General features: G+C 51.7%; 20 protein-coding genes, 1 other RNA gene and 1 pseudogene. 15 read left to right on the top strand and 7 right to left on the bottom strand.

All coding sequences use genetic code 11. The features are described from left to right. Positions 1 to 15 precede the first annotated feature (15 nt). Positions 16 to 420, bottom strand: a complete 405-nt coding sequence (locus A6395_RS01385; RefSeq protein WP_070327210.1) for a hypothetical protein — start codon at positions 418 to 420, stop codon at positions 16 to 18. 121 nt (positions 421 to 541) lie between these two features. On the opposite strand from A6395_RS01385, the gene rnpB reads away from it, so the two are divergent. Together rnpB and A6395_RS01375 are read left to right on the top strand one after the other, a co-directional pair. Beyond that, an RNA gene (rnpB, locus tag A6395_RS01380) (RNase P RNA component class B) lies at positions 542 to 909 on the top strand. 110 nt (positions 910 to 1,019) lie between these two features. Further along, a complete protein-coding gene (locus tag A6395_RS01375; protein WP_071397569.1) occupies positions 1,020 to 2,186 on the top strand; it encodes a THUMP domain-containing class I SAM-dependent RNA methyltransferase in 1,167 nt (388 codons plus the stop codon). 290 nt (positions 2,187 to 2,476) lie between these two features. Here the strand turns inward: A6395_RS01375 and A6395_RS01370 are convergent, their stop codons facing one another. Next, positions 2,477 to 3,838 (bottom strand): SNIPE associated domain-containing protein, encoded by a 1,362-nt coding sequence (locus A6395_RS01370; RefSeq protein ID WP_071397568.1) that lies wholly within the window; start codon positions 3,836 to 3,838, stop codon positions 2,477 to 2,479. A gap of 385 nt (positions 3,839 to 4,223) precedes the next feature. After that, a complete protein-coding gene (locus A6395_RS01365; protein WP_071397567.1) occupies positions 4,224 to 5,186 on the bottom strand; it encodes a DNA/RNA non-specific endonuclease in 963 nt (320 codons plus the stop codon). Positions 5,187 to 5,383: 197 nt separating this feature from the next. On the opposite strand from A6395_RS01365, the gene A6395_RS01360 reads away from it, so the two are divergent. The 6 genes from A6395_RS01360 to A6395_RS01335 all read left to right on the top strand — a co-directional run bounded on the left by A6395_RS01360 (position 5,384) and on the right by A6395_RS01335 (position 9,897). Beyond that, positions 5,384 to 5,566: a hypothetical protein gene (locus A6395_RS01360; RefSeq protein WP_071397566.1), complete on the top strand. Its 183-nt coding sequence runs from the start codon at positions 5,384 to 5,386 to the stop codon at positions 5,564 to 5,566. A gap of 69 nt (positions 5,567 to 5,635) precedes the next feature. After that, on the top strand, positions 5,636 to 6,541 hold the full coding sequence (locus A6395_RS01355; protein WP_071397565.1) for a Gfo/Idh/MocA family protein: 906 nt from the start codon (positions 5,636 to 5,638) through the stop codon (positions 6,539 to 6,541). A gap of 60 nt (positions 6,542 to 6,601) precedes the next feature. Then, positions 6,602 to 8,020 carry an alanine/glycine:cation symporter family protein gene (locus tag A6395_RS01350; RefSeq protein ID WP_216820983.1) on the top strand — a complete coding sequence of 473 codons (1,419 nt, stop codon included), beginning with the start codon at positions 6,602 to 6,604 and terminating at the stop codon, positions 8,018 to 8,020. 111 nt (positions 8,021 to 8,131) lie between these two features. After that, a complete protein-coding gene (locus A6395_RS01345) occupies positions 8,132 to 8,953 on the top strand; it encodes a YihY/virulence factor BrkB family protein (RefSeq protein ID WP_071397564.1) in 822 nt (273 codons plus the stop codon). 78 nt (positions 8,954 to 9,031) lie between these two features. Beyond that, complete coding sequence (locus A6395_RS01340; protein WP_071397563.1) at positions 9,032 to 9,586, top strand: hypothetical protein; 555 nt, start codon at positions 9,032 to 9,034, stop codon at positions 9,584 to 9,586. A gap of 14 nt (positions 9,587 to 9,600) precedes the next feature. Next, positions 9,601 to 9,897 (top strand): hypothetical protein, encoded by a 297-nt coding sequence (locus tag A6395_RS01335; protein ID WP_233589546.1) that lies wholly within the window; start codon positions 9,601 to 9,603, stop codon positions 9,895 to 9,897. A 60-nt stretch (positions 9,898 to 9,957) separates the two neighbouring features. Here the strand turns inward: A6395_RS01335 and putP are convergent, their stop codons facing one another. Both putP and A6395_RS01325 read right to left on the bottom strand, forming a co-directional pair. Next, the gene (gene putP / locus A6395_RS01330; protein ID WP_071397562.1) at positions 9,958 to 11,439 is read right to left on the bottom strand and encodes a sodium/proline symporter PutP; all 1,482 of its coding nucleotides are present in this window, start codon (positions 11,437 to 11,439) and stop codon (positions 9,958 to 9,960) included. 349 nt (positions 11,440 to 11,788) lie between these two features. Continuing rightward, the gene (locus A6395_RS01325; RefSeq protein WP_071397561.1) at positions 11,789 to 12,772 is read right to left on the bottom strand and encodes a D-alanyl-D-alanine carboxypeptidase family protein; all 984 of its coding nucleotides are present in this window, start codon (positions 12,770 to 12,772) and stop codon (positions 11,789 to 11,791) included. A 202-nt stretch (positions 12,773 to 12,974) separates the two neighbouring features. Here A6395_RS01325 and A6395_RS16245 point away from each other — a divergent pair. From A6395_RS16245 to A6395_RS01295, 7 genes and pseudogenes are all read left to right on the top strand, one after another. Further along, positions 12,975 to 14,038: pseudogene (locus A6395_RS16245) on the top strand (NAD(P)/FAD-dependent oxidoreductase); the annotation flags it as partial. Positions 14,039 to 14,056: 18 nt separating this feature from the next. Further along, a complete protein-coding gene (locus A6395_RS16240) occupies positions 14,057 to 14,506 on the top strand; it encodes a Rieske (2Fe-2S) protein (RefSeq protein ID WP_353647109.1) in 450 nt (149 codons plus the stop codon). Between the two features lie 66 nt (positions 14,507 to 14,572). Beyond that, positions 14,573 to 16,039, top strand: coding sequence for a carboxypeptidase M32 (locus tag A6395_RS01315; protein ID WP_071397560.1), 1,467 nt, complete (start codon positions 14,573 to 14,575; stop codon positions 16,037 to 16,039). An 11-nt stretch (positions 16,040 to 16,050) separates the two neighbouring features. After that, positions 16,051 to 16,764: a glycerophosphodiester phosphodiesterase gene (locus tag A6395_RS01310; protein ID WP_071397559.1), complete on the top strand. Its 714-nt coding sequence runs from the start codon at positions 16,051 to 16,053 to the stop codon at positions 16,762 to 16,764. 249 nt (positions 16,765 to 17,013) lie between these two features. Next, a complete protein-coding gene (locus tag A6395_RS01305; protein WP_071397558.1) occupies positions 17,014 to 17,811 on the top strand; it encodes a DUF4397 domain-containing protein in 798 nt (265 codons plus the stop codon). A gap of 7 nt (positions 17,812 to 17,818) precedes the next feature. Then, entirely contained in the window at positions 17,819 to 18,397 is a 579-nt protein-coding gene (locus A6395_RS01300; RefSeq protein WP_071397557.1) for a class F sortase, read from the top strand. A gap of 99 nt (positions 18,398 to 18,496) precedes the next feature. Next, a complete protein-coding gene (locus tag A6395_RS01295; RefSeq protein WP_071397556.1) occupies positions 18,497 to 18,790 on the top strand; it encodes a hypothetical protein in 294 nt (97 codons plus the stop codon). 88 nt (positions 18,791 to 18,878) lie between these two features. Here A6395_RS01295 and A6395_RS01290 read toward each other — a convergent pair whose 3' ends face one another. Further along, positions 18,879 to 19,316: a MarR family winged helix-turn-helix transcriptional regulator gene (locus A6395_RS01290; protein ID WP_071397555.1), complete on the bottom strand. Its 438-nt coding sequence runs from the start codon at positions 19,314 to 19,316 to the stop codon at positions 18,879 to 18,881. Between the two features lie 89 nt (positions 19,317 to 19,405). Beyond that, positions 19,406 to 20,449 carry a GTP pyrophosphokinase gene (locus A6395_RS01285; protein WP_252100493.1) on the bottom strand — a complete coding sequence of 348 codons (1,044 nt, stop codon included), beginning with the start codon at positions 20,447 to 20,449 and terminating at the stop codon, positions 19,406 to 19,408. Positions 20,450 to 20,643: the final 194 nt, after the last annotated feature.

Here is a 20,643-nt window from a genome sequence, read left to right as displayed (position 1 = left end):
GGCGTTTTTAATTCGTTAATCGATTGTGATAGCTTCACCGCTCCAGCGGATATTCGCTTCTAAGACGTTGCCGTTGTCGTCGATGTGTTCAAAACTTAGCTTCCCGTCGATGATGATTTCACATAGACCGACGCGAACGGCGTCGCTCCAAACGCGTCGCGTCTGTTTCGACGCGTCGAATAAAGGAATCGATTCAGGAAAACGTTCCTGTAAATGGGCCAAGTTATGGTGATCGAAGTGATAAGCGCGTTTAGACAATTCATTCGGTCCTTTAATGTCAAACGGCTCAAATCCTCGGACGAGTCGATTTTTACGGTAGAAGGCGAATACGCCGTTGTTCGGGTGGAGCGCTTTAATGTCATCGATCTCGATCACATAGGTCAGTCGTTGGATCCAACCTTTCTTTGCATCTTGACGCATCAAAATCCCTCCTTGTTCAATGGAACACGCCTTATTTTAGCGCTGACGCCAATGAAAATCAAGTTCGGCTTCTTAGTTGTCATCTTTGGCAATATCCGCTACAATGAATAAAGTGACTATGAGGTCTGGACAATCGCGGGACGCAAGTCTTGAGGAAAGTCCATGCTCGCACAGCCTGTGATGGCTGTAGTGATCGTGCTACACGAAAAGATAAGTGTAGGCAACGCAAGTTGACGGCAGAAGAAGCACCTAAGTCCTCGGATACGGTGCAAGCTTCTTGAAAGTGCCACAGTGACGGAGTCTGTTCGGAAACGTTCAGAGTGGAACGAGGTAAACCCCACGAGCGAGAAACCCAAACTATGGTAGGGGAACTTCCTGACTGGAATCGAACGGGACGGAAGGCGCCAAGCGGCGCAGATAGATGATTGTCACTCCATCGTGCCAGGGAAACCGCTACGAGCACCGGAGTACAGAACATGGCTTACAGGGCAGCATAGTCTCAACTTACATTGACAAGGAGTTCAAGCAATCTTACTTGAGCTCCTTTTTACTTGACCATTTTACGCTTAACAATTACGAATTAGGAAAGCAGGGATCATATGGCAAAACGAAAACTGATCGCAACTGCAGCGATGGGCATCGAGGCGCTCGTCGCTAAAGAAGTACGTGACCTCGGTTACACGTGTGAAATCGAGAATGGACGCGTCTACATCGACGCCGAGATGGAGGATATTCCCCGTTTGAACATTTGGCTCAGAACGGCGGACCGCGTCAAACTTGTCGTCGCCGAGTTCAAGGCGACGACGTTCACGGAACTATTCGACGGTGTCGTCGACTTGCCTTGGACGGAGCTGATGCCGTGGGACGCCCGTTTCACCGTCGACGGACGTTCGGTCAAGTCGCAACTGTTCTCGATCCGCGACTGCCAAAAAATCACCGAGAAAGCGATCGTCGATGCGATGCAACGCGGCTACAACAAACCGGATGAATGGCTTCCGAAGACGGGTGCGATCTATCCAATTGAAGTCGCGCTCCTGAAAGACGTGGCGACGATCACGATCGACACGTCGGGTGACGCGCTCCACCGTCGCGGCTACCGTGAGTTGCATTCGCAGGCACCGCTCAAAGAAACGATGGCCGCAGCGATGATCAAGCTGACGAACTGGAAGCCGGACATGCCGTTCTATGATGTGTTCACAGGCTCTGGGACGCTCGCGATCGAGGCCGCGCTCATCGGTCGCAATATCGCACCGGGATTAAACCGTGAATTCTGTTCGCAAGATTGGCCATGTGTACCGAAGAAATCTTGGTACGAGGCAATCAATGAAGCGAACGAAAAAGCCGAGTGGCACAAGCCACTCAAGATTTACGGCATCGACCTCGACCCGCGCATGGTCAAACTCGCCAAAGACAACGCCGACCTCGCCGACGTCCGTGACGCGATCACGTTCGTCCACACCGATGCGGCGGCGCTCAAGCCGACCGAGGATTACGGGATCATCATCGGCAACCCGCCTTACGGTGAGCGGTTGCAGACGGAAGACGAGATCATCGAACTGTACGAGCGGATCGGGCAGCAATATGCCAAATATCCGGGCTATAGCGTCTATATGTTGACGAGTTACGAGGACTTCGAGAAAGCCTACGGCCGCCCGGCGACGAAGCGTCGTAAGCTGTATAACGGGAATATCGAGACGCAGTACTATCAATTCTTCGGCAAACGTCCGCCGAGACGTGCTGTCGAGCCGACTTCAGAAGGTAAGTAAGTCGTCATTGCACATGAATTGCACAATTTTTATTTTCTGTCATAGACACACGAAAACCGCTCTCTAGAGCGGTTTTTAGCTTGTTGACCAACATGATTGATATCGCTCGTCCTTCCGGCGCCCACGCTTTCCTGCAGGAGTCGGGGCGCCAGCGGACGAGCAACGCAAACGGTCGCCATCTGGCGGCCGTTTGTCTTTTTCTGAGGCCTAGACGGGCGAAGAAGAAGCTCTGAATATGTTCTTCGCCGCCTGAGCCCATCCGGCCAATACTTATACCGTCTCCGTTACTTTTAGTGAGAGGCTGCAGCTTCGCTTTCGGACAAAATCTGTAGCGTTCGATTATACTCTTCAGCCTGCGCGAGCATAGTGATCTCAAGCGTCTGGTCGAATTCCTGCTTGATGACGTTTGCGACCTCATCGATGTTGACCTTGAAGAACTCCTTCCGGAAGTTCACTTGGTTCACGCGCCGGTCGGCGAACCGTTTGTGGAGTTTGTTCTCGAGATTTGGAGCATCCTCCGAGAAAATCATGGCATGGATGTCGAACGTGAACGGAACTGAGGCACTCCCGAGCTCACGGATCCGATCGAGCGGCTCAAGACGACGTGTCATGCCGATCTTGTAGACATGCTCCCCGAATGATCCGATGTTTGAGATGACATAGACGTAACCGGCCCGCGTATTGCGCTCGCGATTCTCGATATCACCTTTAATCTCCTCGACTTCTTTTAGCTTGGCCTCGAGCTCGGCAATCTTCTCTTCGAGAGCCGTGCGCTCAGATTCGTTCGCATTCTCAATCTTGGTGCGTGCTGCGAGTAGGGCTGCCTTGAAGTGGTTCTCTTCTTTCTCGACTTTCTTACGAGCCTCCTCGATTTCTTTCAAGACACGAGCTTCTTCTCGCATCTGCTCTTTGATGGCCTGCTGCTCTTCCTTCTCTTCTTGCTTCTTCACGCGGTACCTATGCATGATTTGAAGTTCTTGAAGTTTCAGTCTGAGATATTCGTCCGTCATGAATACAGACTGCATGTCGGTCAACGAGTTCAATTGTTTGAAGCTCTTCGCGATCCTGTCAATCGACCGGTCGTGGTTCGTATGCTTCACGCCGGCGATGATGACGTCGCATTCGTTGTTGAATGCTCGTAAAATCAACTTGATCGTGTCATTCACGAACTCTTTACCTTTCTTCTTGTCCCCGTCGACTGTATATCCGGATGGATGTGTCGTGGCACGTTTTTCCTTAATCAATACCTTTTGTTTCGAGCGTACCGCGTCTAGCTTCGCCTTTAACATCTCGGAAGTATCTTCATCAGTCAGGTAACGAGGTGGTGAGAATAAGCCATGTTCGAGTGCAGACAAGCGGCCTTCATACTCGTTGATGCTTAGTCCGAGCTGGTCACGTGTCCGTTTGAGTGTCTCAATTTCTTTTTCAATAGAAGAGCGCTCTTTCTCGATACTTTTTTTGAACTTGTCTAATTCGTCGCGCAGTTCAGTTTGTTTGATTTCATTATGCTTTTCTATGGTTTCGATTTCTCTTTTGAGATCGATGTATCGAACCTCTTCCTTTGTCAATTCAATTCGTTCAATCTCTTTCGTCAAACGCTCGACTTCCTCTCGGTTCTGCCGAGCGTTAATGATATCTTTCCACCAACCCATTCATTCCATCTCCTCTCAAATAAATTAAAATAGTATACGAAGTCACAAATTCTCATCTCTCATGTCCCATGTACGCTATCGAGTTTGACCTCAAGCAGAGACATGAACTTTTCAATGTTGTTCGAACCTATGCGTATTACTTTTATGTAACTATCTGCTGATTGTATCATGTAAGATTATTCCATTCCTTGATTTACAAATGAAAACCATTCGACAAAATAATATTACTTTGGGAAATATGTCAGTCGTTCAATATCAAATTTAAAACTACATACGAATATCGTTTTAACAAAAAGAAACGCTCTTCCTTTAACTAGAAAGAGCGTCGTCACGTATACTCTGAAATCGGCGTTAAAAAAGTTGACTCACGCGGGGAGGTTACGTGTTATTCTCCGACCATTCCATCCCCGTCATTATCCCGCATATGCGGGTAGAGCCAGTGGTCGCTCGTGATCGGCATGCTGAAGCCCGCATCTTTCGCTTCCTGGATCGTCACTTGCCCGTTCCCGTTTGCATCGACGCTTGATACGTCGCCAGCAGGCTCTGCAGCAGGAGCGGGAGCAGCCTCCGGTTCTGGTTCACTTTCGGTCAGACCGAGGCCGGCATTGACCTCGTCTGGGTTCACGTTGTCGAACGTGTCAACGATGACATTGCCTTTCAACGTGTACGTGTATTGATAGCTCGATGGGATTTGCGTCTCGGTATCCGGATACGTGATGCGGGCCTCGAAATCGGTCGCTCCGCCTGCACTACGGATCACGCTTTCCATGTAAGCCTGATCCCCGTGGCGATTGAGCGTGCTGTCTTGCGGGGTGATATTAAAGGCGTTAGAGACGCCCCCGAGCGAATCGGCGATGACATGTCCTTCATCTAGCGTGCTATGTTCGACGCCTGGGACTTTCGCCTCGTCCCAGTAGTAGCGTCCTGACGAGTTGACGTCCTCGTTCTCATCATCTTGTAGAATGATCTCGTCAGCTGTCACTTTCACGAGTTGCCCATGATCGTTCGTGAACGCCCAATACTCACGGTCTCCGAAACCGACGTCGACGACAACATTCGCCTCGCGATGTCCGGACAGATCACCACCGTCGACTTCGACACGTTCATAACCAGAGAAGCGATCGCTAGTCGGTTGTTGTTCCTCCGCTTCCGTCTCGACAGCGGATTCTTCTTGTGAATCGACCACTTCGACAGATTCCTCTGTTGAATCGGGTACATCGGACGATTCCTCTTGCGAATCGGTCACTTCAGTCGTATCATCGATAGGGGATGACACTTCTTCGGTGCTACATCCGGCCAGTAGAAACATCGCCAGAGGTAAGGCTAAATAAGTAAATCGTGCTTTCATTTAAAAACTCCTTTAATCACTTGGTACATACTTGTTCATTCTAGGAATCTTTGAATGATTATACAAGGCTTATGATTGGAAATTGTAGGATTTCTGAATATATATAACTTGAACGATTTGACTTGATCTGCTTGAAGCGTTTCAATCGTTCAGTTACAGGTTATACATACGTATACATAGTGGAGAGGAGACGTGCCATGCAGTCGTACACCATCGAATATGCGTTTCAAGACAAGGAGCAGACGACACGAACGTGTGAAGTCGAGCTTGATCGAACGCCGGACTTGAACGATAACGAGCAACTCGCTGATCTTTATCAAATCGTATCGGATGCGATTCGTAAGCCGATCACGAGTTTTGAAATTTTAGCGGTCTATTAAATGAACCATCGACCCCGGGCCGACGCTTTGGGGTTTTGTTCAGTCAATCGAAAGAGGAGTGATGTTGAAATGAAATTAGTCGTTGTTGGTTTAGGTGATGTTGCCAAGAAAGCGTACTTACCGGTCTATGCCGGGTTAGACGGGGTGGACGTTTACCTTGTCTCGCGGGATCAGGGGAAAGCGGAACAACTCGTCTGTCAATATCGATTCAGCGGTCACTTCAGAACGCTTGAGGACGTCCCGCTCGGTGAGATGGATGCGGTGTTGATCCATTCGACGACGTCAGCGCATGCCGGACAAGCCGAGTACGTCCTCCGTCAAGGTGTCCACGTCTTCATTGATAAACCGGTCACGTTCACGCTCGAGGAGACCGAACGTCTCGTCCGGCTCGCAAACGAGCACGAGGTCGAACTCGTCACCGGCTTCAACCGTCGTTTTGCGACGGCGACGGCGGCGCTCAAAGAAGTCGAGAACCCGAACCTCGTCTTGATCCAAAAGAATCGTACATATCAACCGGCGACGCTGCGTGAGTTCATCATCGAGGACTTCGTCCACGTCGTCGACACGCTCCGTTACTTGACCGGTCTCAATCCGGTCGAGGACTTGTCTGTTCGGACGCGTTATGAAGGGGATACGCTCAAGCAGCTCCAAATCAATTTCACGGCCGGCGGCGTCGAGGCGGTCGGCATCATGAACCGGGACAACGGCTGCACCGAAGAAGTGATGGAAGTGATGTCACCTGGTCTAAAACGCGTCTCTCGAGACGTCGAGCGCGTCTACGACTTTATGCCCGACGGCATGCTCGAGCGCGCCTTGAGCCCGTGGGAGTCGAATTTGACACGGCGCGGCTTTACGACGATGATCGACGCGTTTCTCAAACTGTTGAACGGGGAGCCGAACGGTTGTGTTCGCGCCGAGGACAGCTTGACGACCCATGCCCTTTGTGAACAAATACTGGACGCGGCAACACGGTGACGGAATCGTTTTTGGCGGGGCTAGACCGGGTAAGAACTCCATAAAAGGAGGGGATGCGCAGTGGATGTCCGCGAATTGGTCATGCAAGCGAACGACCTGTTATGGACGTACGTTCTTATTTTTGTATTGATTGCCGGTGGGATTTTCTTCACGATCCGGATGGGATTCGTGCAGTTTAGAATGTTGCCGGAAATGTTCAAGTTATTGTTTGTCAAAGGAATCAAACACGAGAAAGGGCAAGTGTCTTCGTTCCAGGCGTTCGCCATCGGGACGGCGGCACGGGTCGGTACCGGGAATATCGCCGGCGTCTCGACCGCGATCGCGCTCGGGGGACCTGGGGCCGTGTTTTGGATGTGGCTCATCGCCTTGATCGGCTCGGCCTCGGCTTTCGTTGAGAGCACGCTCGCCCAAGTGTACAAAGTGCATGACGGCAAGGCGTGGCGCGGCGGACCGGCCTATTACATCGAGCGGGCGCTCGGTCAACGTTGGCTCGGGATCGTCTTTGCGATTCTCATCACGTTCGCGTTTGGCTTTGCCTTTAACTCCGTGCAGGCGAACACGATCGCGCTTTCTGTCAATAACGTCTTCGCCATCGATACGGTCTGGGTTGGTGTTATCTTGGCCGTTGCGACGGGGATCGTCATCTTCGGCGGGATCCGGTCGATCTCGACGTTGTCCGGGATCATCGTCCCGATCATGGCGGGTGGATATATCTTGCTAGCGCTCTGGGTCGTGCTGACGAATCTCGACGTCGTTCCGGCCGTGTTCTCGGCCATCTTCTCAGAAGGTGTGCTCGGATTCCAAGAATTGTTCGGCGGGGCCGTCGGAGCGATGGTGCTTCAAGGCATACGGCGCGGCTTGTTCTCGAACGAGGCGGGGATGGGGTCGGCGCCGAACGCCGCCGCGACCGCCGAGGTCAGCCACCCGGTGAAGCAAGGGTTGATCCAATCGCTCAGTGTCTTCGTCGATACGCTGTTCATCTGTACGGCGACCGCGATGATCGTCTTGATCTCCGGGGTTCCCGGTTCTGAAGACTTCCAAGGCATCGAGCTCGCGCAAGAGGCGCTACTGACGGAGATCGGACCGGTCGCGACGACGCTCATGACGATCGCCATCCTGTTGTTCGCCTTCAGCTCGATTTTAGCGAATTATTACTACGGAGAGACGAACATCGAGTTCATCTCGGAACGGAAAGTGTATATCGTCATCTATCGCATCGCCGTGCTAGGGATGATCATGTTCGGTTCGGTCCGTTCGGCCGGTCTCGTCTGGTCGATCGCCGACATCTTCATGGGGTTGATGGCGCTCGTCAACATGTACGCCATCTTCCGTCTCAGCAAAGTTGCGAAGTTGTTGCTCGACGATTACGTCGCCCAAAAACGGTCCGGACGGGATCCGGTGTTCTCGCGCGATGACGTCGACCTGCCGGGCAAGGAACATCTCGAGGCGTGGGAATCGAAGCAAGAACACATCAGTTAAGGACGAGGCAAGAATAGGCAACGACTGTCGTATTCTTGCCTTTCAAGCAACAATATTATTATTTCACATACCGTATTTATAAAAAAATAAATTAAGAAAAGAGTAGACAGCATGATACAGACGTTTAAAGTTTTATTCAAGCGCTTTTTTGCCGAACGTTTTTTCGACCAAGCCGCGATGTTGGCTTATTATTTCATCTTGTCGACGTTTCCGTTCTTACTGTTCGTCCTCGGCATTGTTGGATGGCTCCCGTTCACGAGCGGTGACGTCATCTCGGCGCTATCCCTAGTCATGCCGGAAGCGAGCTATCGACTGCTAGAAGGGAACATCGAGGCGATATTTGACGACTCGAGGCTACGTCTGGCGTCGCTCAGCATTTTGCCGGCGCTATGGATTTCGTCGATGGCGGTCCAGTCGCTCGTCCGGTCATTGAATGATGCGTATCGGCTCGTCCGTAACAAGTCGTTCTTCAGAGGGGCTCTCCAGGACATCGCCGTCACGCTTGCACTTATGTTCGTTCTGCCGTTCTCATTGGTCATCCCTGTGGCCGAGACCGCGCTGCGCGAACTGTCGACACGGATCATCTTTGTCGACGACATCGTCGCGGGATATGCACAAATATGGTTTTACTTCCGCTGGGTCGTCGGGACGCTCGTCATGTTTGGTGTCTTCCTGCTCGTCTACAAATGGCTGCCGAGCCATCGCGGGACGTTCCGTGACAGTTGGGCTGGAGCAACACTCGCTACTATCGGCATATTGACAGTTTCCAACGTCTTCAGCTACTATTCTCAATATGCCAACTACGAACAGTTTTACGGTCAGCTGGGTGCGTTTATTATCTTGTTGGTTTGGTTTTATTTGGCGGCTTCCGTCATCCTCCTTGGAGGGCTATTGAACGCGACGCTCATTGAACGAAAAGAAATTTCCGATTGACCTGCAAATGCTTGTTATCATTCAACAATTGAGGGAATGATACCGTTAAGACACATCTTTTAATCGGAGGTGGGAAACATGGATATGCAACGGCTCGTACACAATCGTCGTTTCATCGATCAAACATTGTTTTACCTCGCCTTACAATTATGGAAGTGGGTCATGTTATTACCGGTACTCTTTTATTTGGACATCTCAATGAGCACCGCTCCATTTTCGCAATACTTGATGGTCAGCATCCTGCTGTACGTCACGTTTCGTGTCATCCAATACGTGGTCGCCAGCCGGGCTTCCTTGATGGAGCTGTTAGAATTTGGCTATGCGGTCTTGTCGCTCGTGCTCGTTCTGTTTTTACTGATTGAGCTCTCCGCTTCTCCTGGTGCCATCGCTTTGATCGTCGGAGTGTTCTTGGTCCACCCGTCGTTGGCACTGCACCACTATCGTGACTTCACGGAACGGAAGTGGTTGAACAAGCAGTTCCAACTGTTCAGCCCGATGCTGCGGGAAGGTGAGATCCCCGTTCACGTGCTCGTCTTGACCGAAGATGAGATCGTGATCACGGCCGAGAGCGGTAAGGAGTTCACGTATCGACATATTTACTGGGGTGGCTTCTATTTCGAAAACGTCTCATGAAGGTGGTAAGGTGATTGAATAATATAATTGTTATCGTGTTTTGGGTTGTCACGTTCGTCGCTTTTTTTAAAGGGGCTTACGACATGTGGCGGGAGTATCGTGCCACGAAACAGAAATCGGTGCTCTACTTCCTGCTCGTCTTGATCCTCACTTGGTTTTGGTTCAATCCGTATGAATTGACCGCGCTTCATCCGTTCGTCTTAATGGCGTATTATTGGAACCGAAATCGATGGATGAGAAATGCCATGCTCGCACTCGTTCTCATCACGTTCTTCCTCCAACTTTGGGTGATGGCGGGGACGATGTACTAAAGAAGTACAACCAACAAATAAACGCTCGACCCGTGAATTGGGTCGAGCGTTTTGTATGACTTAATCTTTTCTAGCGGCAGCAAGTTCTGTTTCCATTTCACTGAACTCACGGTTGATCCGTTTTTGTTCGCGTTGGCTCGTGAACGTGCTGACGAGAACGATGGCAAGCATACTCAAGAAGAAGCCTGGCACCATCTCATAGATGACGCTCGAGAGTCCCGTGATGATCCAAAGGATGACCGTGATGGCACCGACGAGAATACCGGCGAGTGCGCCTTGGCGCGTCATCTTCGTCCAATAGAGCGACAAGAGGATCGTTGGACCGAAGGCCGAGCCGAATCCGGCCCAAGCATAACCGACGAGCGTCAAGATCGTGTTCGATGGGCTGAGCGAAATGAGTGTCGCCACGACACCGACCGTCAATACGCCGATTCGACCGGCGAGTACCATCGTTTTATCGCTTGCATCTTTGTTGAAGAACTTACGATAGAAGTCTTCAGTCAACGCCGACGACGTGACGAGCAATTGCGACGATACAGTCGACATGACGGCTGCGAGGATCGCTGCGAGCAAGAATCCGGTGATGAACGGGTGGAACAAGACGTCAGAGAAACGGATGAACACCGTCTCCGGGTCTGCTAGCGGATTGCCTTGACCACGGAAGTAGGCGATACCGACGAGGCCGGTCATGACCGCACCGATGATCGAGACGGTCATCCAGCCCATACCGATCCGACGTGCCGCTTTCAATGATTTTACATCTCTGATCGCCATAAAGCGAACGATGATGTGCGGTTGACCGAAGTAACCGAGTCCCCAAGCGAGGAGACCGATGATCCCTAGCGTTGTCGTCCCTTTAAACAAGTCGAACAGGTCGGTGTTGATCGCTGTCGCTGTGTTGACGGCGTTCGACATCCCACCGACGTCTGTCAAAGCGACGACCGGTACGAGTACGAGTGCGATGAACATGATAATTCCTTGTGCGAAGTCTGTCCAACTAACAGCAGTGAACCCACCGAAGAGCGTGTAAAGAATGACGACGCTGATCGTGGCGATGACACCAGTCTGATAGTTGATCCCGAACGAGCTTTCAAACAACTTCCCGCCGGACACAAGTCCAGCTGACGTATAGAACGTGAAGAAGATGATGATAACGGACGCTGACAGGATCCGTAGCCAGTTCGAGTGATCTCGGAACCGATTCTCTAAAAAGTCAGGAATCGTGATCGAGTCATTTGCCATCTCCGTGAAGACACGTAGACGGGGAGCGACTAACAAGTAGTTCAAGTAAGCTCCGATGACCAATCCAACGGCTAACCAAATCGCTGATAATCCTGTGGCATACATTGCCCCCGGAAGACCCATTAACATCCAACCACTCATATCCGAAGCTCCGGCTGACATGGCGGTAACACCCGGCCCCATTTTGCGGCCGCCTAACATATAATCTGATGAGTCGGTCGTTCGCTTATAAGCGACGTAACCGATCGTTAGCATCATCACGAGGTAAAGCGCGATGGATACCCATTCTTGCCATAACATTTGATTACCTCCTGTACGCTTTCAATGTTGTTCAACAGTTTTGGTTTGAAATGTGGGAAGTCTCCCATAAAGATGACGAACCCAACTGATTTTACGAACTTGTCACTAACCTTAACGGACCTTCAGAATGATTGCAAACTGTCATCTTTTCATAAAAACGGCTCTAAAGCCTATTATACCAACGGATAAACAGGCTATTTTTCACCCTAAAAGTTTAAATATTGTGACAATTAGAAATATTGAGGCAACGCCTCTGTAATCTCCTTGTAACATAAGTGACTGTTTTAAGACGAATATGCCATAAAGAAGACCTGAACCGATCAGTTCAGGTCTTCTTTATATGTAACGTTTATTCAGCCTGACGTCCGAATGCGAGTTGTTCGACGAGCCGCATCGTCGGGAACGTCTGTCCGGAACGTGCCTGCATCGTCACGAGCGCGTACTGCTTGCCTTCATGCTCCATCAAAAACACCATCGTGTAGCCCGATTCGTCGGTATAACCGGTCTTCGTCGCCTTGACGAGGTCCGAGTAGTGGATGCTGCGGCTGTTGATCGCCGACCCGAGGTGATACCACCACCGTCGCTTCATCAATCCATCTTTGTCTTCGAACTTCGCCTCGTATTCATATGTTCCGGCGATTTCGACGAGTTCGGGATACGTCCCGAACGCATAAGTGATTTTAGCCATGTCGCGTGCCGTCGTATAGTGGTCGGGGTCCGAATAGCCGTGGGCATTTTTGAAGTTCGTTCCAGTCAAGCCTAAGACGCGAGCCCGTTCATTCATCAGTTCAACGAATTCTGCCGTCGAGCCGCTCACATACTCCGCCAAGCTATTGGCGGCATCGTTGCCTGATTCGAGCAGTGTCGCGTAGAGCGCTTGGCGGACGGTCAGGCGGTCGCCGACGGCAAGATGGACGATGTGACTGTCCCAGGGGATGTCGAGCGTCGTTGCGAGAACCTCGACGACGGGGCGGTCCAGTTCGCCGGACACCGCCGCTTTCTCGTAGGCGAGCAATGCCGTCATCAGCTTGGTCGTACTGGCCGGGTATACACGTTCCTCCCCGTGTTTGTCCAACAAGACGACACCGTCCGTCAAATCAACGAACGTCATCGCCCCGACAAGAATCTGTTCCGGGTCGACGGTCAAGGTTGAACTTTCGGTCCATTCTTGCATCGGGATGTTCGGGAAAGTCGGTCCTTGTTTGACCGGCACTGTCACTGTCATCGGCGCCTTCGGACCAGGTTTCATCGGCGTTTCTTGTTTGAAGCCGATGAGTGTCGGAATGATGACGATCAAGCCGATGAGCATCAAACCGACGGTCAAGCGTCTCATTATATAGGTCTGTCTACGATGTCTACGGGTATGTTTCACTTTGCGATCGCTCCTTCATAGTTTACTTTTCTACCATAATGGATGCCGGGCAATGAAATCGTCTTCAAAATCGAGAAACAGGTCAATATTTATCGAGTGATGAAACAGAAGGGAATGGGTATACACATAAGCAGACACGTTCATTCCTAAAGGAGGTATCATCATGCATCGCTATCCATTCACGAATTCATTGTGGCGACAACACGATCGCACCCTACAGTATCCACGACTCGAGAGTTCCGTTTCTTGTGACATCGTCGTCATCGGGGCGGGGATCGCCGGACTCGTCACCGCCTATGAGCTTCAAAACCGGGGCAAGCAGGTCGTTCTGCTCGAAGCGACGGAAGTCGGCCGCGGCACGACCGGGCATACGACGGCCAAATGTTCCGTCCAGCATGGTGCCATCTATTCGAAATTGATGCAGACGTTCAATGAAGAGACGGCACGTCTTTACTATGAGTTCAACGATGAGGCGCTCGACTATTTAAAACGTCAAGTCGAAACCGGATTCGACATCGATTACGAAGTGAAAGATTCATATCTGTATACGATCGACAGTTCGAGTCAGCTCGCCTCCGAAATCGAGGCGTATCAAAAAATCGGGTTGAATGGCGGGGATGCGACGAACGAGGTCAACGCCGTCTTTCCATTCCTGTACAACAAGCAGCCGTCATCCGCGACCAAGCCCAGATTCATCCGGTGAAATATTTGAACGAACTGGCACGTCGTTTTGTCGAAGCGGGCGGAAAGCTTTATGAGAAAACACGGGCGACGGAGATCAGCCAAAGCCCGCGTCCGATCGTCACAACATCGACCGGGCGCCGTGTCCAAGCCGATCAAGTCGTGGTCGCGACGCATTATCCGTTCAACGACATCCGTGGACTATACTTCTCGAAATTTGAGGTCGAACGGTCCTACATCGTCGCTTGCGAGACGAACGATCGCGTGCCGGACGGCATGTATTTGAGCGTCGATTCGGCGAGCCGCTCGTTCCGGACGTTCGATGACGGCGATCGCTCGTACGTCCTCGTCGGAGGGGAGGGACATCTGAGCGGTCATGTGACGGAGACGCGGACGCGCTACGACCGGTTGGAGCAGTTCGCGAATGAGGCGTTCCGCGCTAAAAAATCAAGTTTCCGTTGGTCGTCCCAAGACTTGATCACGTTGGACCATCTTCCTTACGTCGGTCAAATGTTCAGTCGTGAACCGGACGTCTTCGTTGCTACCGGATTCGCCAAATGGGGGATGACGAACGGGATCGCTTCCGGGCTGTTGCTCGCCGACCTGTTGACTGGTCACAAGAACCGGTTTACCGAACTGTTGGATCCGCTCCGTTCGAAGTTCAAACCGGCGGATGTCGGTCAGTTTTTGAAGACGAATATGGACACGGCTGCCCAATTCGTCAAAGGAACGCTCGAGAAGCCGGGCTCGCTCAATGACCTCCAACTCGACGAAGGTGGGGTCGTTCACGTCGATGGCAAGAAAGTCGGCGCTTATCGGGATCTCGACAACAACTGTCATCTCGTATCGACCCGTTGCACGCACATGGGTTGCAGCGTCAATTGGAACAACGCGGAGCGGTCTTGGGACTGTCCATGCCATGGATCACGATTTGACACGCAAGGGAACGTCCTTGAAGGTCCGGCGACGAAGCCGCTCCACTACGAGCAAAAAGCGGATGTGTCGAAAGAATAGGCATTTTTCGTCACATCGATTAAAGTAGAGAGGTAAGGAAACAACTGTCATAGGGGTGGGAATCAGATGGAAATTACAAAGCAATGGCGTGAACATTTCAAACAGTTACGTGCGTTCGATGAGGCGATCTCGCTACTATATTGGGACATGCGGACACAGATGCCGGAACAGTCGGCCCCGCTTCGTGCCGAGACGATCGGTTACTTGTCGACAGAGGCGTTCAAACGTCAGACGAGCGATTCGTTCGCGGAACTGCTCGCCGAGATGACAGCGACCGAAGAGTTGACACCGACCGAGGTCCGCTCGGTCGCCGTGGCGAAGACGCAATATGAACGGAACGCCAAGATCCCTCCGGCGGAGTATCAGGCCTACGTGACACTTGTCTCTGAAGCCGAGACGGCATGGGAAAAGGCGAAAGACAAGAACGATTGGGGCACATTCGCTCCGTATTTAGAAAAAATCGTCGCGTTCCAGCGTAAGTTCGCCGATTATTTCGGATATGAGACGCATCCGTACGATGCGTTGCTCTATGATTACGAACCGGGTATGACCGTCGAACAACTCGACGAATTGTTCCAGACGTTACGGGACGAGCTCGTCCCGTTGATCCGTCAATTGAAGTCGAGCAAGCATGAACTCGACTGGTCGATGGAGGCGGCGGTGCAAGAACAGATCTGTCACGATTGGATGCGGGTCGTCGATTATGACTTGTCCCGCGGTCGTCTCGACGCGACCGTGCATCCGTTCGAGATCACGATCAACCGCCGCGACGTGCGGATCACGACGAAGTATGATGAGTCGGACTTCCGCAACGCCCTATTCGGGACGATGCACGAGGCGGGCCACGCGACGTACGAGCAACAGATCGACGAGGCGCTCGACGAGATCGGACTCGGGGGAGGGGCATCGATGGGTATCCACGAGTCACAGTCGCTCTTCTTTGAAAACTTCGTCGGGCGCAGCGAGGCGTTTTTACGTAGCGTCTATCCACGGCTACAAGAACGACATCCGGCGTTTCAAGATATCGACTTCGATACGTTCTATGCGGGCGTGAACGAGGCGAAGCCATCGCTCATCCGGATCGAGGCGGATGAACTGACGTATAGCCTCCATATCATCATCCGCTACGAGCTTGAGAAGGCACTCATCCAAGGCGATTTGACCGTCGCCGAGCTGCCGAGCGCTTGGAACGAGAAATATCGAGAGTACTTAGGCGTCGAGGTGCCGAATGATGCGAAAGGCGTATTGCAAGACGTCCATTGGGCCGGCGGGTCGTTCGGCTACTTCCCAAGCTATGCGCTCGGATTGATTTATGCGGCGCAGTTGACCGAGACGCTCAAATCGGAGCGCTCCGACTTTGAGACGTTAGTGCATGAAGGCGAGTTCGGTCCGATCAAACAGTGGCTCGAGACGAACGTCCATCGCCACGGTAAGTCGCTCACCCCGAACGAGCTGATCAAGCAAGTGACCGGAGGCGATATCTCGGTACGTCCGCTCGTCCGCTATTTGACGAAAAAATACGTCACCGGGTAAGGAGTCTTCAGATGAAGCTATTCGCGCACCGCGGGGTGATGAACCAATTCCCGGAGAACACGATGGCGGCGTTTCGCGCAGCGCTCGCCGCCCATGCCGACGGGATTGAAACGGACGTCCATTTGACGAAAGACGGTCGCCTCGTCTTGATTCACGATGAGACGATCGACCGGACGACAGACGGGTCGGGCCGTATTGCCGAGATGACGTTGTCCGAGCTCGGACGATATAACGCCGGTGTCTTATTCGACCTCGAGGAGCGCATCCCGTCACTAGACGATCTGTTAAACTTAGTAAAAGGAACGGGCGTCTGTCTCAACCTTGAAGTGAAGACCGACATCGACCGGTACGAGGGGATCGAAGACCGGCTCGTCGAGACGCTGCGAGCCCATCGATTCCCGGCCGACCGCGTCCTGTTCTCTTCCTTCAATCATGAGACGCTCTACCGGTTGAAGCGGTTAGCTCCCGAGTACGAGTTTGCCGCGCTCATCGCCCAACCGCTGTTCGACTTGGCAGGTTACTTGAACGAGCTCGGGGCGACAGGCGTGCATCCAAGTGTCCGAACGATGACCGATGACGAGATCAAGCTCATTCAACAGAACGGTGTCAAGGTCCGTCCGTACACGGTCAAGACGATCGAACAGCTGAAACGGTTCCAACGGCTCGGTGTCGATGCGGTTTTCGTCAACGATATCGAATGGGCTCGAGCACATTCAACCCCGTAACGACATGTTACGGGGTTTTTAAATTTATGGAAACGGGAAGGAAGACTATGTAAAGAAAACGGTAACAGCCAAATGTGCCGAACGGCATATTCAAAGCACACCGTCATCTTTACGCCGTCGTCCTGTTGTCTTAAGTTTAAGATGTCACCAGCTACATAGCAATCAGATGTAGCACACTATGCAGCATCGCATCAAACTTGTCGTATGCAGTCGATCGGTCAACCCAAGCAAAAAAGGAGGAAATTTCACATGAAGAAATTGATGTCTTTACTTGGTACACTTGCTCTAGCGTTCGCGTTCATCCTGCCAGTCAGTGCAGATGGACACGAGAACGCGATGGTCCGTGTGCTCCACGCTTCGCCTGACGCCCCTGCGGTGGACGTCTATGTCAACGGTGAAGTCGCAGTCGAAGGCGCAGAGTTCAAAGCGCTTACGGATTACTTGACACTACCGGCTGGTGACTACAACGTCGAAATCAAACCAGCAGGCGACACTGAGACAGTCGTCGTCGCAGCCGACCTTTCAATCGAAGCTGGTAAATTCTACACAGCGGCAGCGATTGGTCAACTTGCAAACATCGAGATCGCAGCGATGGAAGATGACGCCAACTTTGAAGAAGGCAAATCAAAAGTCCGCGTCGCTCACTTTGCACCTGACGCACCTGCAGTCGATGTAGCTCCAAAAGGTGGAGATCCACTCTTCTCAAACCTCGAGTTCAAAGCAGTCAGTGATTACGGTACACTCGATGCTGGAACGTACGATCTTGAAGTTCGCCCAGCTGGCGCGACTGACGTCGTAAAAGCACTTGATGGCGTCGCCCTCGAAGGCGGTAAAAACTATACGGCATTCGCAATCGGACTTCTTGAAGGGGAGCCTGCTTTCGAAGTACTCCTCGCAGCTGATGGTGGAGAAATGGCCGGAGCTCCTGAGACAGGTCAAGGTGGTCTCGCTCAGACAGCTTCAATGAACTGGTTGTTCGCAGCAGCAGTACTTGGTGCAGCAGCAGCTGGCTTCTACGTGTTTCGTCGTCAGAAACAAGACGCTTAAGCTACTTTTGATCGGAACGTTCTCGTTCCTCATGGTAGCACCAGTAGCGGACGCCCCGGACATGGATGCGAAACTTTCAACTGTCGGATTCGCAGACCCGCTCGTGTTGGCCGTCACTGAAATCGATCGTCAGTCCTTTCACACCGAGACGTTCGTTCCGAAACGACTGAAGATTCCGTCTATTGACGTCGATACTGTCATCCAGCCGGTCGGTAAAGACCGATACGACCGGATGGACACACCGACTGAAGCAGACGAGGTCGGCTGGTATCGTCACGGGGCGAAAGCAGGAGCGAAAGGCAACGTCGTCTTATCCGGACATTTAGATGATTTACAAGGCCCGGCCATTTTCGCTAATCTTGATCAGATACGACTTGGAGAGCAGGTGACCCTCCAGCGTAACAAGCAAGTGATCGAATATGAGGTCGTGTCAGTCGAACGGTACCGGGTCGAAGATGTTCCTCTCGCCTCGATTTTCGCGGCGACACAATCGGTTCGTCTTCAACTCATCACGTGTGCGGGTCCTTACGACCCAGAGCATGGGTATCGAGACCGGATCGTCGTCACGGCGATTGTTAAAGCATAAAATGCTCTCTGCTCGGGATGGTTGTCATCCCGAGCTTTTTAATGTTTAATAAACTGTCGGACAATTGATTGAAGAAGTTGATGGGAGACTTAACTAAGCGTGCTCAAAAGAAAACACATCGCAAATACAGGGCTATTTATTATTTTCTGGTTAATCGGTTATGAAAGCACGGGGAGCGGCAGCGGCAGTTTCTTACTTGCGATCGGCATATATTTGACTTGGCAGTTCGTGTTAGGTCGTGACTCAGTGAAAGAGAAACGGGAACTGAGTAAGAAAATGAGAGAAATGCGTCTCCATAACGAGCAAGACTTGTTTTTTGAAGAGCACCGAAGATGGAATGAAAAGATGAGGGCGCGTGAACAGGCAGCCGATCAGGCGCGGCTAGGTGAATGAATCGGATATCTAAAACAAGCAACAGGTCCCGATGATTCGGGACCTGTTGCTTGTTTTAAGTCGTATTCACTATAAAGTCTGGTTCGCCTTAGGCGTCCATGCGGTCGAGCAACTTCGAGAGAAGGACCAATTCTTCGTCCGAAAAATCGCCGAACACGTCCATCAAGTACTCGATTTTCATGTGTTCGAGCGTTTCGAACAAGACACGGCCTTCCTCTGTCGCTTGAAGTTCGACGACACGACGGTCGCGATCGCTGCGTTCGCGCGAGATCAAGCCTTTTTTCGTCAACTCATCAGCAAGGGCCGTGATCATCGAGGCCGAGAATTGAAACTCATTCGACAAAGCCGAGGCGATTTGTGGACTATTTTGACAGAGCGATCGGAGGATGAAGAATTCGTTACGCGTCAAGTATTGCGAAAACATCGAGCGGAGGTTCTTTTTCACTCCGCGGTAGTTCATGCGAATCCCACGCTCAGCGTCTGCGACGAGCTGGCGACGGGATGCCGTGTGTACAGGTGTTGTCATCCTCGAAAGTCCCTTCTATAAAAAATCATTATTTGCATATATTTCAGTACATAAAAACATTCTACAACAAAAACATGAAGTCTGTAAAGTTATGATGGGTCTTCGTGGATACGCAATTCTTGAATGATTTCGTCGTAATGCTTCAAGTCCGGATAAAACCGACGGAAGAAGAATTCAATCTGTTGATCATCGCCTTCCGCGAGCAGTTTGGCGAGAACGGCATAGACGACACCCATCCCTTGACGCGGCAGCAACGAGGACGGCAGTAGCGTCGCACATTGAACGGCTCGATTGAAGTAACGATCGAGCGTATCCCTCAAATCTTGGAACGTTCGGATCTCGGCATAATGGAACATGCGCGTCAGCTCGACGATGGTCGACAAGTCGGTCTCGAGTAGCCAGTCGCTTTGGAAGATGGCGTTATCAAGCTTCTCGACGGTGACGTCGTTGGCGATATAGTAGTTCAAGTTATCGCGGGTGATCGTGACTTTCTCCGGTGACTCGACGATCCGTTCGACCGTCTCTTGTTCGAACGTGCGCAACTGTTTGCGAATATTGACGAACTCCGAGTCCGCGATCTCGAGCAGTCCGGCGACACGGCTGAAGCTGCGCTTAATCTCTGGTGGGACCGCGTTCGGGTTCTTATAACCTAAATCGTGCTCGATCTCGGCCCAGGCGTGCTGGAGGATCGAGCGGACTTGGATCTCGGCCTCTTTCTCCTCGAAACGTCGGTATTCACCGAGGGCGAGCCGTTTATCGCTCAATCCGACGACGTAATGGACGGACAGGTATCCGAACTCGTTCGGGTCGAGCAACGTCGACTTGTCGATCGACTGCTCGCGGTCGATTCGAAACTCTTCTTCAAGAATGTGGGCGACGGCGCGGACGTCATCATGAAAATAAGTGACGATCCGGATTCCGGCCAAATCTTGGACGTCACGCAGCGACCGGTACTGGTACGGCTTGCGGGACAGTTTCGCATATAGGCTCTCGGCTTCTTTCGCTCGGGCGACGATCGAGTGGAACTGGATCCCGGCATCGTCCAACAGTTCGCTCAGCAGCGACTTCAGCTTGGCGGCGAATGCCTCATAGTCCTCTTTCTCATTCATATAGTCGAGCATGATTGTGTTCATATCCTGTCTCGGCATCTCAATCACTCCTTGTCTCATTCTTCTTATTATATCATCAATGAAAACTTGATAGCACGGCGGTACTTCCCGGTTGATATGATACAATACGTCAGAGAAAAAGGGGAAGGAAGATGACTATGAAAGTGTCGCATACGTTCAAATCGCCCGAGCGCGAGAAACTTGAAATCATTTCGGGC

Origin of the sequence: Exiguobacterium sp. SH31 (genome assembly GCF_001816105.1) — a bacterium.
Lineage (GTDB): Bacteria > Bacillota > Bacilli > Exiguobacteriales > Exiguobacteriaceae > Exiguobacterium > Exiguobacterium aurantiacum_A.
This window is presented reverse-complemented; position numbering and strand designations above follow the sequence as displayed.

What these genes read in the sequence shown, in the direction of transcription:
- A6395_RS01385 (WP_070327210.1), bottom strand. Translation starts at nt 420, where the DNA reads ATGCGTCAAGATGCAAAGAAAGGTTGGATCCAACGACTGACCTATGTG.
- A6395_RS01375 (WP_071397569.1), top strand. Translation starts at nt 1,020, where the DNA reads ATGGCAAAACGAAAACTGATCGCAACTGCAGCGATGGGCATCGAGGCG.
- A6395_RS01370 (WP_071397568.1), bottom strand. Translation starts at nt 3,838, where the DNA reads ATGGGTTGGTGGAAAGATATCATTAACGCTCGGCAGAACCGAGAGGAA.
- A6395_RS01365 (WP_071397567.1), bottom strand. Translation starts at nt 5,186, where the DNA reads ATGAAAGCACGATTTACTTATTTAGCCTTACCTCTGGCGATGTTTCTA.
- A6395_RS01360 (WP_071397566.1), top strand. Translation starts at nt 5,384, where the DNA reads ATGCAGTCGTACACCATCGAATATGCGTTTCAAGACAAGGAGCAGACG.
- A6395_RS01355 (WP_071397565.1), top strand. Translation starts at nt 5,636, where the DNA reads ATGAAATTAGTCGTTGTTGGTTTAGGTGATGTTGCCAAGAAAGCGTAC.
- A6395_RS01345 (WP_071397564.1), top strand. Translation starts at nt 8,132, where the DNA reads ATGATACAGACGTTTAAAGTTTTATTCAAGCGCTTTTTTGCCGAACGT.
- A6395_RS01340 (WP_071397563.1), top strand. Translation starts at nt 9,032, where the DNA reads ATGGATATGCAACGGCTCGTACACAATCGTCGTTTCATCGATCAAACA.
- putP (WP_071397562.1), bottom strand. Translation starts at nt 11,439, where the DNA reads ATGTTATGGCAAGAATGGGTATCCATCGCGCTTTACCTCGTGATGATG.
- A6395_RS01325 (WP_071397561.1), bottom strand. Translation starts at nt 12,772, where the DNA reads ATGAGACGCTTGACCGTCGGTTTGATGCTCATCGGCTTGATCGTCATC.
- A6395_RS16240 (WP_353647109.1), top strand. Translation starts at nt 14,057, where the DNA reads ATGACGAACGGGATCGCTTCCGGGCTGTTGCTCGCCGACCTGTTGACT.
- A6395_RS01315 (WP_071397560.1), top strand. Translation starts at nt 14,573, where the DNA reads ATGGAAATTACAAAGCAATGGCGTGAACATTTCAAACAGTTACGTGCG.
- A6395_RS01310 (WP_071397559.1), top strand. Translation starts at nt 16,051, where the DNA reads ATGAAGCTATTCGCGCACCGCGGGGTGATGAACCAATTCCCGGAGAAC.
- A6395_RS01305 (WP_071397558.1), top strand. Translation starts at nt 17,014, where the DNA reads ATGAAGAAATTGATGTCTTTACTTGGTACACTTGCTCTAGCGTTCGCG.
- A6395_RS01290 (WP_071397555.1), bottom strand. Translation starts at nt 19,316, where the DNA reads ATGACAACACCTGTACACACGGCATCCCGTCGCCAGCTCGTCGCAGAC.
- A6395_RS01285 (WP_252100493.1), bottom strand. Translation starts at nt 20,449, where the DNA reads ATGAACACAATCATGCTCGACTATATGAATGAGAAAGAGGACTATGAG.